We start from the raw sequence: 14,979 nt of genomic DNA on the forward strand, positions 1-14,979 counted from the left end.
GGTCAGAAGTCGGCCCGGAAGACGCGCAGGTAGTTCCTGACCGGGCCGAAACGGCTCATCAGCCGGTACGCCCGCTGGAGCTTCCGATCGGGGATCCGGTCGTACTGAGCGACCAGCGCGACATGGTCGCGGTACAGCAGCCGCGGGTTCCAGCGCGCGATGTCCGAGCCGTCGCGGATGGGCGTCCAGTAGGCAGGGTAGTCGTACCACCGGTTCAGGTACTTCTTCAGCACCTGCGTCAGCTTGGCGACCCACGGGAGCACGCCGTCGAAGACCAGTTCGCCGGTGCCGAAGTGCTCGGTCAGCCGCCCCAGCAGCTGCCACACCTCGGCCTCGTGCAGGTACATCAGCAGGCCTTCGGCGATGACGAAGACCGGCTTGCCGGCCGGAATCTCCGCCAGCCAGTCCTCGCCGGTCACCGACGCCCCGATCATCCGGTAGCCATCGGCGTCCTCGTACAGCTCGCGGCGCAGGGCGATCACGTCGGGCAGGTCGACATCGAACCAGCGCACCCCGTCGGGCAGGTCGAGGCGGAACGCCCGCGCGTCCAGCCCGCAGGCCAGGTGCAGCACGGTCGCGTCCGGGTTGCGGCGCAGGAAGTCGGCGGTCCAGTCGTCGATCTGCCTGGTGCGCAGCGCGAGGCCGAACCGGTTGCGCGTGATGGTCGGCTTGTCGAGCTTCGCCCAGTCGTAGTCGATGCGGTCCACCGCCTCGGCCGCGAACCGGTCACCCAGGACGGGCTCGGTCTCCTCGGCGTCCAACGCCTTGAGGAACAACGTCACCAGCATCGTGGACTGCACGCCCGTGAAGTCCACCTTTCCCGTCGTCACCGCTCGCCCCCGTACAGTTTGTTCACTATTTTGTGAACAAACTGTACGACCGGGAGAACCTCTCGGGCAAGGCTCGTTGACGCCGTCTTTACGCGGCCTGTCGATTCCCCGAAGGTCACAGTGATGATGTGACCGCGTGAGACCTACGCGTAGTTGCGGCCACGCCCGTCTTCCCGATACCTCACGCAACCGGGAAAACCACCGTGCCTTCCCGTGGTGCGGCGAACCGGCCTCGCACCCTGTGCCGAACTGCCCGCTTGCGCAAACCACGGGATCGAACGTGCCAGCGATCACGGCATTCTAAAAAGGACGGTTCGCGAGGCGGCCGAGCATCCCCGCCACCAGCGCCGTCTGACCGGGCACCGCGTCCGGGTACATGAACTCGCCCCGCGCGTGCGCGCCACCGCCCACCGCGCCGAGGCCGCAAAGGACCGGGAGGCCGAGCCCGGCGACGAAGTTCGCGTCGCTCGCACCGCCGACCGTCACGTCGCGCAGTTCGTGCCCGAGTTCGGCCGACACCGAACGCGCGACGTCCAGCAGCGGCGCCGACACCGCGTTCAGGCTCATCGGGGGCCGGTTCCAGTCGTGCTCGACCTCGATCCGCACCCGCGAATCGCTGACCTCGATGGCGTCGAACTCGGCATCGACCCTGCGCTGCTCGGCTTCGGTGAGCACGCGGATGTCGATCCCGGCGGAGGCCTTGCCCGCCACCACGTTGGTACCGGTGCCGCCGGAGAACAGCCCGGTGCTGATGGTGGTCCCCTTCGCCGGGTCGGCGACGGCGGCGGCCGCGGTGACCCATTCGGCGAGTGCGTGGATCGCGTTGGCCCCGTCCTCCGGTGCCAGCCCGGCGTGCGACTCGATCCCGGTGGCCGTGGCCGCGAAGATCCCGGTGCCCTTGCGGCCGGTCTTGACCGCGCCGTCCGCGCTCGGCTCCAGCACCAGCGTGGCGTCCACGCCCGCCGCGACCCGCTCGATCACCGGCCGTGACGCGAGCGAACCGATCTCCTCGTCACCGTTGAACACGAACGTCACCGTGGGCACCGGCCCGAGTTCACGGGCGACCCTCAGCGCCCAGATTCCCTGCACCAGACCGGTTTTCATATCGAAGATGCCGGGCCCGCTGAGCCGCTCGCGCCCCTCGGCCTCCGGTGCCTCCCAGTTCGCGAGCGTGCCCTTCGGCCAGACCGTGTCGTAGTGGCCGATGATCGCGACACGGCCGGGGCCGGTGCCGGGGAAGGTCAGCGTCGCGATGTCACCGTATTCACCGCCGGGGTGGCGCTGGGCATCCTCCGCCGCGCCGAGCCTGCGCGCGGCGATGTCCTGCACCAGGTCGAGCCCGTCCTTCAGGCCGTCGAGGTCGTAACTGCTCGTCTCGCAGCCCACCAGGTCGAGGATGTCGGCGACGATCTCGGCCGAGACGTCGGTGGCGCGGGAAGCGAGTTCGGTCATGATCTGCTTTCTGTGCTCGGTTTTCGCGTGGAAGAGGATCAGGCGCCGGGGCCGAACGGCAGGCCCAGCAGGTACCAGAGGACGAAGAACGCCACCCAGACGACCCAGATGACGGCGGTCAGCGGCAGCGTGAACGACGCGAGCGTGCCGATGCCCGCGGACTTCCGGTAGCGCTGCATGAACCCGAGCGCCATCACGAAGTACGGGCTCATCGGCGTGATGCAGTTGGTCACCGAGTCGGCAACGCGGTAGATCGCCTGTGTGACCTCGGGGTTGATCCCCAGCAGCATCAGCATCGGGATGAAGATCGGCGCGGCGAGCGACCACAGCGCCGAGCCGCTCGTGATGACCAGGTTCATCACGGTCACCACGACGGCGATGCCGACCAGCACCAGCCAGCCGTGCAGACCGAGGTCGCGCAGGGCCTTCGCGCCGCTCACCGCGATGATCTCGCCGATGTTCGTCCACTTGAAGTAGGCGAGGAACTGCGAGATCGCGAAGAACAGCACCAAGATCGGCGCCATCGACCGGACGCCTTCGACCATCGCCGCGATCACGTCGCGGGCGCTGCCGAACGTGCCGGTGAGCTTGCCGTAGACGGTGCCGAGCACGGCGAAGAACAGCCCGAGCACGAGCGCCATCCCGGTGAACAGCGGCGAGTTGACGACGCCGCCGTTCGGGCCGCGCAGCGGTGACGACGCCGGGATCAGCGCCACCACGAGCACCGCGATGAACGCGAGCGCGACGAGCCCGACAACGCGCAGCGCGCGCCGTTCGCGGGCGGTGACCTCGACCTCGCTCAAGTCCGCCGGGTCCGGCTGGTCGGTTTCGTCGGCCGCGAGGTCCGGCCGCCTCGCCATGACCGTCTCGACGACGATCGTGATGACCAGCGCCACGAGCACCGAGGACGCGAGGCCGAAGAAGTAGTTCGACACCGGTGTCACCGCGTAGTGCGGGTCGATCGTGTGGGCCGCCGCGGTCGAAATGGAGGACAGCAGCGCGTCGGTGGTCGTCAGCGAAGGCGACGCGTCGTAGCCGGCGGAGATCGAGACGAAGGCGACGATGCACCCGAGCACCGGGCTGCGGCCCGCCGCGCGGTAGACCAGCGCGCCGAGCGGGATGAGCGTGACGTACGCGGCGTCGCCCGCGATGTGCCCGACCATCGCGGTCATGGACAGCACGAAGGTCAGGTACCGGCCCGGCACGCGCGTGACCATGCGCCGCAGGAGCGTGCTGATCAGCCCGCTCCGCTCGGCGACGGAGATCCCGAGCATCACGGTGATGATGGTGGCCAGCGGCGGGAAGTTCGCGAAGTTCTGCACCGCGCCGTCGACGACGACCTTGAAGCCGTCGGCGCTGAGGAGGTTCCGCACCGCGATGGGCTTGCCGGTCGCGGGCTGCACGGCACTGAGCCCGGTGGCCGACAGCACCGCGCTCAGCGCCACCACGGCCAGCGCCAGCAGCCAGAACAACCAGAACGGGTTGGGCAGCTTGTTGCCGACCCGTTCGATCACCGCGAAGACGCGGAACGCCGCCCGCATGACCTTCGACCGAGGTTCGACCGCGTCCGCACTGTTCATCCGGAGCGACTCCTCCCCGCGGTCACCGTCGCGCATGGCCGCTCCCTACCGCACTGAGACAAGTTTCCGCACACTGTGACATCTGGTTGGGAGATTTGCCAGAGCTTTCACATAGGATCGGGATGATCCTGCATTCGAGCGGAGGGTAATGGGTCCGACACTGGACGAGCTGGACCGGCGCCTCGTCGGCGCCCTGCACCTGGCGCCGCGCGTCACCTGGGACGACCTCGCGGCGATACTGGCCGCCGACGCCAGCACGCTCAAACGGCGGTTCGACCGGCTCTCCGAGGCCGGGGTGTGCCGCGTCATCGGGCAGATCGGCTGGGGCATGCACTCCACCGCGATGCCGGTGCACCTGTTCGTCGACATCAGCGGCAAGACCCCGCTCGCCGTGCTCGACCGGCTCGGCGCACTGCCGCACCTGCAGTACCTCGCGCAGGTCTCCGGCGACTACCCGGTCTACGCCACCGTGCACGCGCCGTCCGAGCAAGCGACCAGTGAAGTGCTGGACAGGGTGTACGCGCTGCCCGGCGTCCAGCGGGTGATCACCCTGCCGTCGCTGCGCACCCTGCGCCGGGGTGCCGGCTGGGACCCGAGGCTGCTGACCGACCGCGAACGGCGCAACCTGCTGGCCATCGCGGGCCCGGCGACCGAGGACGTCGCGGCGGCCGTGCCACCGGACAAAGCGCTGAGCGAGGCCGAGCGGACCGTGATGTCCATGCTGCAGCAGGACGGGCGCGCGTCCGCCGCGGGAATCGCCAGGACCGCCGGGCTCGCCACGTCGACCGCGCACCGGCTGGTGCGGCGCATGCTCGACGAAGGATGGGTCAAGCCGCGGTTCGAGGTCGTCTCGGAATGGCTCGGGTTCCTCACCACGTTCGTGCTGCGCTTCCGCGTGCCACCGGGTCGCACCACGAGCGTCATGCGCTCGCTGGCCGAGCTGCCGCAGACGCGGCTGATCGCGCACGTCGCGGGCGACACCTCCGTGCTGTGCATGGGGCTTCTCCCCGACCGGACCGCGCTGGCCACGTTCATCGACGGCGACCTGGCCCGGATCGACGGCATCGACACGATGGGCATCGACGTCGTGCTCACCGAGCGGCGGCGGTACTGGGTGGACCGGGACTCCGTGGCCGGGATCGGCCGGTTCCACGCGCCGCCGCTGCTTCGAGCGTAGAGCGTCGCAAAACCTTCGCCTTGCGTAGTGAGTACTCACTACGTATAGTCGACGGCATGGACTCCGAACCTGCGCCGCGTCGGCGCGCACCGCGGAAGAGCATCGAAGAACGCCGGGCGATGATCGTCCAGGCCGCGATCCCCCTGCTGGTCGAACTCGGCCCGTCGGTCACCACGCTGCAGATCGCCCGTGCCGCGGGGATCAGCGAGCCGACGATCTTCCGCGCGTTCGCGGACAAGAACGAGGTCCTCGCCGCCTGCCTCGCCGAGGCGACCGACCCGCAGCACCTGGTCGACGAACTCACGTCGATCGAACCGTCCGCTTCGTTGCGCGAGCGCGTCCTCGCGGTGATCGAGGCGCTCCGCGCACACGGGGAACGGACGGGCGCGGTGGTCAACGCCGTCACCGTGGCCGGGCCCGTGCGACCGCGAACGGCCGAGTCGCTCTCCGATGAGGAACGGACCCGCCTGTCGGCCAGCCGCACGTCGTCGTACCAGCGCATGCACGACGCCGTGACGGCCGCGCTGGCGCACGACCGGCCACGGATCCCGGCCACCGAAGCCGCCACCCTGGTGCTCGCGATCGTCCTGGCGCTCGGCCGCGGCGACGGGTGGCACACCGGCCCGGCGAGCGTGACCACCGACGGGCTGGCCGACCTCGTGCTGCACGGCATCACCGAGTAGCGCCCCTTTCCGCACCCCGAACCGTCCCGGAGCCGCCGGCGACCGGTCAAAGCACGGAGGAAAACCCGTGGCGTCCCTTGCTGCCCGGATTCCGGCGATCGGCCGGAACCCCCGCTTCGTCGCACTGTGGACAGCGCAGTCCGTTTCCACCCTCGGCGACGCGCTGACCACGCTGACCCTGATCCTGCTGATCACCGAACGGACCCATTCCGTCGCCGCGGTCGGCGGGCTCACCGTCGCGCTCGCGGTGCCCGCGATCGTGATCGGCCTGCTCTCCGGTTCGTTCGTGGACAGATGGGACCGGCGGCGGGTGATGATCGCGAGCGACGTCGCGAGGGCCGTACTGCTCGCCGCGCTCGCGCTCGCGGGCCCGTCGCTGGTCACGATCTACCTGATCGCGTTCCTGCAGGCCGCCGTCGGCACCTTCTTCAACCCCGCGCGCGCCGCGCTGATGCAGGTCGTCGTGCCCGCGGCCGAGCAGGTGCGCGCCAACTCGCTGATCCAGACGACCACCGTCGTCGGCGAACTGGCCGGCACCACGCTCGCCGGAGTTCTCGTCGGCGTGTGGCACACCTACTGGCTGTCGTTCGCGATCGACGCCGCGACGTTCGCCTGCTCCGCCGCGCTCATCCTGACGATCCGGCGGACCGCGCCCGAACCGGACGCCGAACACCCTTCGACGTTCGCCGCGGTCGCCGAAGGCCTGCGTGCCGTCCGCGCCTCGCCCACCCTTCGCGCGCTGCTGCTGGTGTTCAGCGCGCTCACCTTCGCGCTGAGCCCGATGGCCGTGCTGCTGACCCCGTACGTCGTCGACACCCTGCACATCTCCACCAGCTGGATCGGCCCCGTCCAGGCAGGCGACACCGTGGGCACCATCCTCGGCGGCACGGTTCTCGCGATCGCGGCGAAACGGGTCAAACCCCGCGCCCTGATCATCACCGGCATGGCGGTGCTCGCGATCCTGATCGCGTCGATCGCGGTCGCCACGACCGTGGTCGAACTGCTCGCGGTCTACTTCGTGTTCGGGCTGCTGACCGTCGCGGTGCAGACCGGGATCGGCGCACTCACGCAGACATCGGTGGACAACGCGCTGATGGGCCGGTTCATCGGGCTGATGTCGATCGTGCCCGGCCTGGTTTCCGTGCTGTCCATGGCGTTCGCGGGCACCGCGGGCGCGGCCTTCGGCGTGCGCACCATCTTCGTCACCAGCGGAGCGATCCTCGCGGTGACCACGTTCCTGTCGTGGCGCCAGTTCCGCACGGCCGACCTCAAGCGGTGACCTGCGCCGCGAGGAACTCGTCGATGTACCGCCAGGTCGTGCCCCGCGCCTTCCGGCCGGTCAGCACACCGAGGTGGCCGCCCGGCGCGGTGCGGAAGTCGACCGACGGTGCGTTTTCGAGCAGCTCCACCACGCGTTCGACGGCGGCGCGCGGCGCGATCGTGTCGTTCTGGCCCGCGATCACCAGCGTCGGCGCCTTGACACCGGTGAGCGAAATGATGCGGCCGTTGAGGTCCACGGTGCCCTCGGCGAGGTCGTTCGACCGGAAGAACCGGTGGTAGAGCTGGCCGAAGGTGCGGCCGGGGTAGGCGATCATGTTGTCCATGAAGTGATCGACCGCTTCGATCTGGGCGAGGAAGTCGCGGTCGTCGAGGTTCTTCAGTATCGCGATCGGCTTGGTGATCTCCTTGTTCAGCCCGGTCGCCCGGAACACCCTGCTCACGATCGCGGACGGCGCGCCGCCGAGCACCCGGTAGATCGGGGTCAGCAGGTGCCCGCCGGTCAGGTCCACCAGCGGGCGGAACGGGGCGATGAGCGGGATCGCGGTGAAGTCGAACGGCGAGGCGATGGTGACGATCGAATCGATCGGCAGCTCCGGCTGGTCGGCGGCGGTGAGCAGCGAGAAGATGCCGCCGAGGCACCAAGCGACGACGTGCACGCCCTGGCCACCGGAATCCTCGCTGACCTTCCGGATCGCGCGCGGCAGCACTTCGTCGATCCAGTGCTCGACGCCGAGCCTGCGGTCGGAGAAGGCGACGTTGCCGTAGTCGACGAGGTACGTGCGGGTGTCACCGTCCACGAGGTGTTCGGCGAGGCTGCAGCCGCGACGGAGGTCGAAGCACAGCGCGGGTGCCGCGAGCGGCGGCACGAGCAGCACCGGCGGCCCTTGCGGCGCCGGCTTCCCGTTACCGGTGGTGAGCCGGTACAGCGACCGGTTCGGACCCTGGTCCACGAGCACCCTCGGCACCGGGCGGAGATCGGCGACACCGCCGTGCAGCACCTTGCCGACCACGTTCGACGCCGCGGCAGCGAGCCGAGCCGGGGGTGAAGCCATGCGTTCCTCCTGCGAAAGTCGTTCCGCGCATCTTCTCCCGGCGCGGGGCGCCCGCTCAACCGGCCACTCCGGCAAGCACCCGGCAAGCGGTCCACTTCGGAGTGTCCGAACTCGACTGCGAGAACGACGCTGTTTCCGCCTCGTGGTGGGGAAAACGACTGGATCAGCCCGGTTCAGCACGGCGGGCCAGCGCTGACAACGGACTTCCCGGCTCTCACCGAGCGAGAATGACCTTCGCCACGGTGTAGGCGAAGCCCTAATCCTCCTTCGCACCGGGCGCGCTGCCCGCCGCCCTCGCCTCGTACTCGGCGCGAGCACCGGAATGCGCCGCGGACGCGAGCACCTGGTCCGCGCCGAGGGCCCTGATCAGCCACTCGCCGAACCGCCGCGGCAGCAACCTCGTGATCCGTCCCGTCGCGTCCAGCGACCGCGGCACGTACACGTCGAACCGGGGCCGCTTCAGCACGGCGACGATGGCCTCGGCGACGTCCTCCGGGCGCACCGACTTGATCATCTTCGTCTCGCCGAGACCGCTGGCCAGCTCCGTCCGCACGATCGCGGGCATCACGCACGACACGTCGACACCGCTGCCGTGCAGTTCGAGGTGCACCGCCTCGGACAGCCCGACCACGCCGTGCTTCGTGGCGCAGTACGTGGCGCCACCGGGAAAGCCGGAAACTTGTTTATGACACATTGGTTCTGTGACTGTCCGGGGCATGACCCGGACAGTCATTTCACCAGTACAAGCCATCATCTACCTGCGGTTATCGGAACTTCGAGACGATGATCTCAACGAGAACGGAGACGGCAAGACCTTCAGTAGCCGAGAGAAGAAGCTGCGCGACCTTGCGGATCGACTCGGCTGGGAGGTCGTCAAGGTCATCATCGAGAACGACATCAACCGGAAGAACGGGAAGGCCCGGAACGCCTCGGCGTTCAAGCGCCGCAAAGTCACCCTTCCGGACGGCACCACTGCAATGCGGGTGGTGCGCCCCGGTTTCCAAGAGACCCTGCGACTCCTGAAGGCCGGGCATGCAAACGGCATCTTGGCCGAAGACCTGGACCGGACGATGCGGGATCCTCGGGACCTCGAAGACTTCATCGACATCGCTGAGGAGCAGAAGGTCAACGCCCGCTCGTTGTCGGGCTCCCTGACGTTCACAGACGGAGGCACGGACGCCGAGATCCAGATGGCGCGAACCATGGTGATGGTCGCCAACGCCCACTCGCGCGCGACCAGCCGCCGCGTCACCCAGGGCATGGAGCGCCTGGCACGAAACGGCCAGTGGAAGGGCGGAGGGCGCCCGTTCGGCTTCGAGGCCGACGGTGTGACCCAGATCCCAGCCGAAGCCGACGTCGTCCGGCACTACTCGGAGCGGTTACTCCAGCTCAACCGGGGAACCGGCAAGCTATGGAGCCTGCGATCCTTGGCGGCCGAGTTGCAAGAGGGCAACGTGACGCCTGTTAGTGGCTGTCGCTGGACTGGCACGATTCTGAGAAACGTCCTGCGTCGCCCGCGCAACGCTGGCATCTCCACCTACAGGGGCGAGGAAGTGGGCAGGCTGCCTGGCACGCCGATCGTGGACGAGGCAACCTTCCGAGCCATCGCACGCCTCCTTGCCGATAGGTCGCGCATCTGCGGCGGCGCCCCGCCGCAGTGGTTGGGCTCGGGCATCTATCTGTGTGGCATCCACGCCGATGGGACGAAGTGTCAAATCGGACAAAGCGGCGTCCCCCTGAAATCCGGAGAGTACGCCCGCCGATACATATGCAGTGAGCAAAACCACATCGGACGCAATGCGGTGAACCTTGACACCTACGTGCAGGCCACCCTGATCAACCGAATAGCGCGAGATCCTGACTTCGTGGAAAGCTTCATTCCGCGACCGTCGCAACCAGACGTGGACACGGTGGCCCTTCAGTCCGAAGCAGCTGCCATCCGCGTCAATCTCGACGGCCTGGCCGAAGACAGGGCGCTTGGACTGATCACCCGGGACCAGATGCTGAGCGGGACAAAGATGGCTCAGGATCGATTGATGAAGATCAACCGACTCCTGACTACAGCCATTGTGGAGTCGCCGCTGACGAGCCTGGTTGGCATCGACGACGTGGACGCAATGTGGGCAACACAACCGATGAGCGTCAAGCGCTTCGCCGTGGACACGCTCATGGAAGTCACCGTGCACGTGAGCGGGCGCCGAGGCCGCGGGTTCCACCCTGACACAATTGACCTCCGTTTCAGGACACCCGATGAGCTTGAGGACGCCACGTAAGACCATGCCGCCGATCGGGTGGTGATCAACGAGACAATGCAGGTAATTGTCCCTAGTCCATCCGAGGTATAAACTGCCCCACCCGGGGAAGCGCAGGGGCCAAGAATCACCTGGCCCCTGCGTTTTTATTACTCTCCGCATTTGTTGACCACTCTTGTCCTTCGATCAGTGGTGCGTTCGTGAACCGGTTGCTGATCGAAAAGCACTGTTGTGTAATCCCCTGTGACTCCCCCGAACAGGGGGTGGACAGACACAGGCCGTGCGCCTATGTCAGATGACCCGGACAGGAAGTGTTAGCTACATGGGGAAAGTAGCTCTGATCGTGGTTGTCGAGGGTGAGGGTGGCCCTTGCGACAACCACCGGAGGACAACCGACGGTAGACCCGCCACGCTGTACCACGTCGATCTTGACTCGGCCCGTGGTGAGGACGATGTGCACCACGTGCTCGCCCGCCACCGAAGGACGCCGAAACGCCGTCCTGGCGGCAACACGGCACGCAACGGGCCTGAGGAAGACGCCGCGACGGTGCGGGAGTGGGCACGTGAACATGACCTCCCGGTCAGCGCACGCGGCCGCATCTCCGCCGAGATCCGGCGGGAGTACAAAGCGCACATGGCTTTGTCCGACTCGTTCACCGTGGCCGACGCGGTGAAGGAGGCCGAAGAGGAAAGCCAGAAGGTCGTCCAGATGCGGTTGCACCGCGAGCGAGGGAAGGACGACGACGCCACTTAGGGAGGGGAGGCCCGCATGGCGCAGAAGATTCAAACCATCATCAGCACGGTCGATGACCTGGACAATTCCCAGGAGGCGACCGGAAGCCGGGCGTTCGAGGTGGGGTCCCGGAAGTTCCTGATCGACTTGTCCGACGACAACGCCGCACGCTTCGACAGCGACTTTAAGGAGTGGACGACCGGCTTGAAGAAGCGGACGTTCGCGCTCGGCAAGAAGACCTACACCCGGTGGCTATCCGAAGAGGACGCCGAACTGTTCGACAGGATGGTCTCCTTCTGGACGAAGGCCGCTCGTCGGGTGCGCGATGATGACGACGAGCCAGCCCACGTGCTAATCGATGGTCGTGGCAAAGGTCCGCTGGAAACGATCATTCCGGTTCCCGTGCGGGGCCAAACCTGGTGGATGGACCCTGAGCGGCCGTTCAGCCGGTCCACTGGAGAAGGCTTCGCCGCCGCACGCCTCGCGGTACGCAGGTGGGCGCGCGAGCACGGCTGGCCCGAACTCGGCGAACGCGGCATGGTTCCCCATGAGGCGTACGACCGCTGGTTCGATGAAGTCTGGTCCGCAATGGACAGTCCGTCGTGGGAACAGCTCGCCCGCGAGACACCGGATCCCGGCAGGCGCGCGAGCAAACCGCGCCGCCACACGAAATGAGACATCTGTGGAACGTGATTGGACACCATGTCTGTCAACGACAATGACGAGATAACCGACGTCGACGAGTACCTCAGGAACAATCCGAAGTTCGCCAAGTGCCGCCGGGGCAATCACAACTTCCCGGACGAGGACGAGGTGCCGCTGCTGGAGGCGTACAACGACCCTGCGGCCACGCACGAGAAGTTGTTCGTGTGCCCGCGGTGCAAGGCGAAGAAGCGTTCGCGGTTCAGCATCGTCCTTCGCCGGGGCCGCGTCGTCAGCTACGTCGAGCTAGACCCTCGGGGGGACTACACCGAAGCGAAGGGCTACCTGGCCAAGGGAATCCGGATCAGTCGCCGCTACGCCCGGGAAGTGCAGATTCGCGAAGACCTGGAAGGCAAGGCCGCTTCGGTTCGCCGGAACGAGCGGGCCGCCCGGCGCGGCGCCGCGCCGGTGTCCACTAAGGCCAAGGGGCAAGGAAGGACCCGGAAGGCGGCTGCCGCGTGATGGCCCCCGTCTTGGCCGAGCCGTCCTGGTCGTTGTGGGCTCACGCGTGCCTTACGCTGGCTACCCGGCTCCGGAAACCGCACGGGGTGTGCATCGTGCTGGACGACGGCTCTGAGATTGCCTGCGAATGCAGTTTCGACGGGATACTCGACACCGGAGAAACCGTCTGGCTCGCGACACCCGCAGCAGGCGAGCGGGTGGAAGTGGCCCGCCTGGACGGTGTCGTGGTCGACGACCTACCGGTCGGTGCGATCGTTCACCTGGGCACGAAACTCGACGGCTGGACATGCCCGCGTTGCGGTTCGGTCTGCTACGACCCACGGCGCGTTCGGGAGCACCAATGCGACACCTGCCGGCGGGATCACTGAGCAAGCAGAAACTCGCACGGCCTATGTGGACGGTGCCCGCTGAGATAGTGGGCAATCGAGACTGCCCCTCGCTGGAAGACCAGCGACGAGGGGGCAAAAGAGGTGGTTACGAGTGATGGTGGGGCATCGGTCAGGATCAAGGTAACCCTGACCCGGACAGGATCACGATGAGGAGGGTCCTGACCGATTCTCGTAGCCGCCGTGGTGCGGCCCGACGGGTTGAGCAGTAGGCGATCCGTCGGGCTTGCACTCCGACAACAAGCGTATGCATTGGCCTATGGACTGGTCATTGGACTAGTTGTCAGCCAGCGATCGAACCCCGGCGGGTAGTTGAGCGATCATCTATCGGGAGGCCATACGGGGGACTCGGACTTCGCATTGACAGACGGGTGCACTAGAGTGCACCTGTCGGTTCCTTTCAGGTGGTCCATGTCCGGGTCATAAGTATGGGTTACCGACAGGACAGCCCCCGGCGTTCGCGTCGGGGGCTGTTCTAAGTTCGGGGCAGATCAGCAGGTCAGAGCATACGTCCGACCATAGGATTATCGGGTCCTCGTTATTGTCTGGCCCGGTACCGGCTGCGTACGATTTTGGGGTACCCCTTAAGGGGTACGAGGACCCGGACAGCCTCTCAGCCCCGCCTCCGGCGGCTCGCTCGCTTGGCCTGGCGCACCGGCCCGCACCCTGCGGGCCGTCCAACCTGACCTTGTGGACTGGTCGCTGGGTGCTGCTGTGAGGATCTTGTAACCCATACTACGAATAGGACCCGGACACCACATGAATTCCACTCAGGACACGTCATTTGGCGTGCGCTCGAACGTGCATATTGAAATTGACGGGCCGGATAAAGATCCTCGTTTCGAGGCTTATCTTGTCGAATCGGAAGACGATTGCCTGCCTCTCGAACCGCGATTCACTAAGCCCGTCGCCGAGCAAGTTGTGGCGTGGACGAACAAGGTTGCCGACGACACGGGCGGCTTGTCGATCTGCGAGTGGTCGCAGGAGGGCTACGTTCTCGTGTTCACCGACAGCCCGTTCCGGCCGTCGAAGGTCGTGCAGCCCGATGAAGACGGCCTGTACGCCCTTGGGCTCGGCTGGGCTTGGAAGTCCACGGAGGTCGAGCTGTGACCGAGGTCCGTGGGCTCGTCCTCACCCCGGATGGCGAGATCGAAGAGAAGTTGTTCCCCCCGACTGGGCATGACCTCCTGAAGGCGCTGTATGGAGCGATCAACTGTGACGCCGTGCAAGCTGTCCTTCTTGGTCACGGTGCACACGTAGGCACGATGTACCTGGACGAGGAGGGCAAGGTCGAGCAGCAACTCGCCATGCCGAACGAGTACGCCACCATCGTCGTATCGGGCGTCAACCACGTCGTGCATGAGGTCTACACCGGAACGGCCGTGTTCCTCGGCCCGCCTGACAGTGAGGGCAACGACACGTCGCTCTCCGAACTGGCGGCAACGTATATCCGAGGTCTCGTGGCCGCGCTCAAGCGAACCGACGCCGTTCGCGAGTTCCGGAACGGGGGTTCTGATGCCTGAGCAGTCCAATGTGGTCCAACCCGAGCTGTACGCCTTCGAAGCTGGCACGATGAGCCTCACCGGTTCCATCATCGATCGCGACGACGGACGTTGCAGCGTCCGAGGAAAGTTCGAAGACGACGCCACCAACGCCGACCAGCGACTCGAATTCCTTTCTGTACCAAGAAAAACGTTCGCGGACTTGTTCAGGTCCTTCGCGGACAACATCGCACCGGTCCAGGACGGAGCCTACAGCTTCTGGTGCGAGCTACACGTTGCGGAACTGGAAGGGCGGCCGTCGCTGGCACACGACGAGGACAGCAACACCTGGAACCTCGTGCTGGACGATATGGAATGCCCCCATGCCGACGAACGACTGTCTTGTCGTCCGTCCTGGCGCATGGGGCGCGTGGCTCTGGACGGAGGTGCGCTGTGAACAGCGAAGGCGGGCTCGCACGGATACTCCGGGAGACCGTCGCGTTCTCTTGGCCTTCGCAGGCGGGACAGTACCCGGCCGACGGACCTTGTGGTGTCAGCTACTTCCGGGGTGACGTCAGTCCCGGGTCCTATGTGGACTGTCTGCTGTACCGCGACAAAAAAGGTGTGGTGGTCGGCATCCTGAACCGGTACCCGAAGGACTTCCCACCGTACGAGAAGGCAGGGAACATCAACATCTTCGTACGGCCCGACATGCTGCGGCAGGGCATCGCCACGATGTTGTTGCGAGAAGCGCTCACCCGATGGCACGTGAACTTCGAGCAGCAGCAGTGCACACCATCCGGTGCGGCCTTCCTTGACGCGTTCATTCGCGCTGACCTCAAGAAGGGCAAGAGAGGGTGGCGGCGTGGCTGACCATCAGGTGTGCCAAGTCATGACCCGGTACCGGG

The 14,979-nt window shown here is 66.6% G+C and carries 15 protein-coding genes and 2 pseudogenes; 12 read left to right on the top strand and 5 right to left on the bottom strand.

The window, feature by feature from the left end:
• Positions 1–2 precede the first annotated feature (2 nt).
• From ABD256_RS17785 to ABD256_RS17795, 3 genes are all read right to left on the bottom strand, one after another.
• Positions 3–830, bottom strand: a complete 828-nt coding sequence (locus ABD256_RS17785; RefSeq protein WP_344419417.1) for a class I SAM-dependent methyltransferase — start codon at positions 828–830, stop codon at positions 3–5.
• A 300-nt stretch (positions 831–1,130) separates the two neighbouring features.
• Positions 1,131–2,282, bottom strand: coding sequence for a M20/M25/M40 family metallo-hydrolase (locus ABD256_RS17790; protein WP_344419420.1), 1,152 nt, complete (start codon positions 2,280–2,282; stop codon positions 1,131–1,133).
• Positions 2,283–2,320: 38 nt separating this feature from the next.
• Positions 2,321–3,898, bottom strand: coding sequence for an AbgT family transporter (locus ABD256_RS17795; protein ID WP_344419423.1), 1,578 nt, complete (start codon positions 3,896–3,898; stop codon positions 2,321–2,323).
• A gap of 112 nt (positions 3,899–4,010) precedes the next feature.
• Between ABD256_RS17795 and ABD256_RS17800 the strand changes: the two genes are divergently transcribed.
• The 3 genes from ABD256_RS17800 to ABD256_RS17810 all read left to right on the top strand — a co-directional run bounded on the left by ABD256_RS17800 (position 4,011) and on the right by ABD256_RS17810 (position 7,001).
• The gene (locus ABD256_RS17800; protein ID WP_344419426.1) at positions 4,011–5,039 is read left to right on the top strand and encodes an Lrp/AsnC family transcriptional regulator; all 1,029 of its coding nucleotides are present in this window, start codon (positions 4,011–4,013) and stop codon (positions 5,037–5,039) included.
• Between the two features lie 56 nt (positions 5,040–5,095).
• Positions 5,096–5,722: a TetR/AcrR family transcriptional regulator gene (locus tag ABD256_RS17805; RefSeq protein ID WP_344419428.1), complete on the top strand. Its 627-nt coding sequence runs from the start codon at positions 5,096–5,098 to the stop codon at positions 5,720–5,722.
• A 67-nt stretch (positions 5,723–5,789) separates the two neighbouring features.
• Positions 5,790–7,001, top strand: coding sequence for an MFS transporter (locus tag ABD256_RS17810; RefSeq protein WP_344419429.1), 1,212 nt, complete (start codon positions 5,790–5,792; stop codon positions 6,999–7,001).
• On the opposite strand, the gene ABD256_RS17815 is transcribed toward ABD256_RS17810, so the two are convergent.
• Both ABD256_RS17815 and ABD256_RS17820 read right to left on the bottom strand, forming a co-directional pair.
• Complete coding sequence (locus ABD256_RS17815) at positions 6,991–8,055, bottom strand: alpha/beta fold hydrolase (protein ID WP_344419431.1); 1,065 nt, start codon at positions 8,053–8,055, stop codon at positions 6,991–6,993. The genes ABD256_RS17810 and ABD256_RS17815 overlap by 11 nt on opposite strands.
• 256 nt (positions 8,056–8,311) lie before the next feature.
• Positions 8,312–8,731 (bottom strand): annotated as a pseudogene (locus ABD256_RS17820) (SDR family NAD(P)-dependent oxidoreductase); the annotation flags it as partial.
• 40 nt (positions 8,732–8,771) lie between these two features.
• Between ABD256_RS17820 and ABD256_RS17825 the strand changes: the two are divergent.
• The 9 genes and pseudogenes from ABD256_RS17825 to ABD256_RS17860 all read left to right on the top strand — a co-directional run bounded on the left by ABD256_RS17825 (position 8,772) and on the right by ABD256_RS17860 (position 14,944).
• Positions 8,772–10,328 (top strand): recombinase family protein, encoded by a 1,557-nt coding sequence (locus tag ABD256_RS17825; protein WP_344419433.1) that lies wholly within the window; start codon positions 8,772–8,774, stop codon positions 10,326–10,328.
• A gap of 301 nt (positions 10,329–10,629) precedes the next feature.
• Positions 10,630–10,926, top strand: a pseudogene (locus ABD256_RS44415) (Lsr2 family DNA-binding protein); the annotation flags it as partial.
• 150 nt (positions 10,927–11,076) lie between these two features.
• Positions 11,077–11,715 carry an Lsr2 dimerization domain-containing protein gene (locus ABD256_RS17830; protein WP_344419435.1) on the top strand — a complete coding sequence of 213 codons (639 nt, stop codon included), beginning with the start codon at positions 11,077–11,079 and terminating at the stop codon, positions 11,713–11,715.
• Between the two features lie 18 nt (positions 11,716–11,733).
• Positions 11,734–12,204: a hypothetical protein gene (locus ABD256_RS17835; RefSeq protein ID WP_344419437.1), complete on the top strand. Its 471-nt coding sequence runs from the start codon at positions 11,734–11,736 to the stop codon at positions 12,202–12,204.
• A 95-nt stretch (positions 12,205–12,299) separates the two neighbouring features.
• Positions 12,300–12,572, top strand: coding sequence for a hypothetical protein (locus ABD256_RS17840; protein WP_344419440.1), 273 nt, complete (start codon positions 12,300–12,302; stop codon positions 12,570–12,572).
• A gap of 777 nt (positions 12,573–13,349) precedes the next feature.
• Entirely contained in the window at positions 13,350–13,700 is a 351-nt protein-coding gene (locus tag ABD256_RS17845; RefSeq protein WP_344419442.1) for a hypothetical protein, read from the top strand.
• The gene (locus ABD256_RS17850; protein WP_344419444.1) at positions 13,697–14,113 is read left to right on the top strand and encodes a DUF3846 domain-containing protein; all 417 of its coding nucleotides are present in this window, start codon (positions 13,697–13,699) and stop codon (positions 14,111–14,113) included. The genes ABD256_RS17845 and ABD256_RS17850 overlap by 4 nt, the downstream gene beginning before the upstream one ends.
• Positions 14,106–14,528: a hypothetical protein gene (locus tag ABD256_RS17855; RefSeq protein ID WP_344419447.1), complete on the top strand. Its 423-nt coding sequence runs from the start codon at positions 14,106–14,108 to the stop codon at positions 14,526–14,528. The genes ABD256_RS17850 and ABD256_RS17855 overlap by 8 nt, the downstream gene beginning before the upstream one ends.
• Positions 14,525–14,944 (top strand): GNAT family N-acetyltransferase, encoded by a 420-nt coding sequence (locus ABD256_RS17860; protein WP_344419450.1) that lies wholly within the window; start codon positions 14,525–14,527, stop codon positions 14,942–14,944. The genes ABD256_RS17855 and ABD256_RS17860 overlap by 4 nt, the downstream gene beginning before the upstream one ends.
• The last annotated feature ends 35 nt before the right edge of the window (positions 14,945–14,979 follow it).

The sequence above is a fragment of the Amycolatopsis minnesotensis genome (genome assembly GCF_039529815.1).
Taxonomy (GTDB): domain Bacteria; phylum Actinomycetota; class Actinomycetes; order Mycobacteriales; family Pseudonocardiaceae; genus Amycolatopsis; species Amycolatopsis minnesotensis.

What these genes read in the sequence shown, in the direction of transcription:
- ABD256_RS17790 (WP_344419420.1), bottom strand. Translation starts at nt 2,282, where the DNA reads ATGACCGAACTCGCTTCCCGCGCCACCGACGTCTCGGCCGAGATCGTC.
- ABD256_RS17795 (WP_344419423.1), bottom strand. Translation starts at nt 3,898, where the DNA reads ATGCGCGACGGTGACCGCGGGGAGGAGTCGCTCCGGATGAACAGTGCG.
- ABD256_RS17800 (WP_344419426.1), top strand. Translation starts at nt 4,011, where the DNA reads ATGGGTCCGACACTGGACGAGCTGGACCGGCGCCTCGTCGGCGCCCTG.
- ABD256_RS17805 (WP_344419428.1), top strand. Translation starts at nt 5,096, where the DNA reads ATGGACTCCGAACCTGCGCCGCGTCGGCGCGCACCGCGGAAGAGCATC.
- ABD256_RS17815 (WP_344419431.1), bottom strand. Translation starts at nt 8,055, where the DNA reads ATGGCTTCACCCCCGGCTCGGCTCGCTGCCGCGGCGTCGAACGTGGTC.
- ABD256_RS17825 (WP_344419433.1), top strand. Translation starts at nt 8,772, where the DNA reads ATGACCCGGACAGTCATTTCACCAGTACAAGCCATCATCTACCTGCGG.
- ABD256_RS17830 (WP_344419435.1), top strand. Translation starts at nt 11,077, where the DNA reads ATGGCGCAGAAGATTCAAACCATCATCAGCACGGTCGATGACCTGGAC.
- ABD256_RS17845 (WP_344419442.1), top strand. Translation starts at nt 13,350, where the DNA reads ATGAATTCCACTCAGGACACGTCATTTGGCGTGCGCTCGAACGTGCAT.
- ABD256_RS17855 (WP_344419447.1), top strand. Translation starts at nt 14,106, where the DNA reads ATGCCTGAGCAGTCCAATGTGGTCCAACCCGAGCTGTACGCCTTCGAA.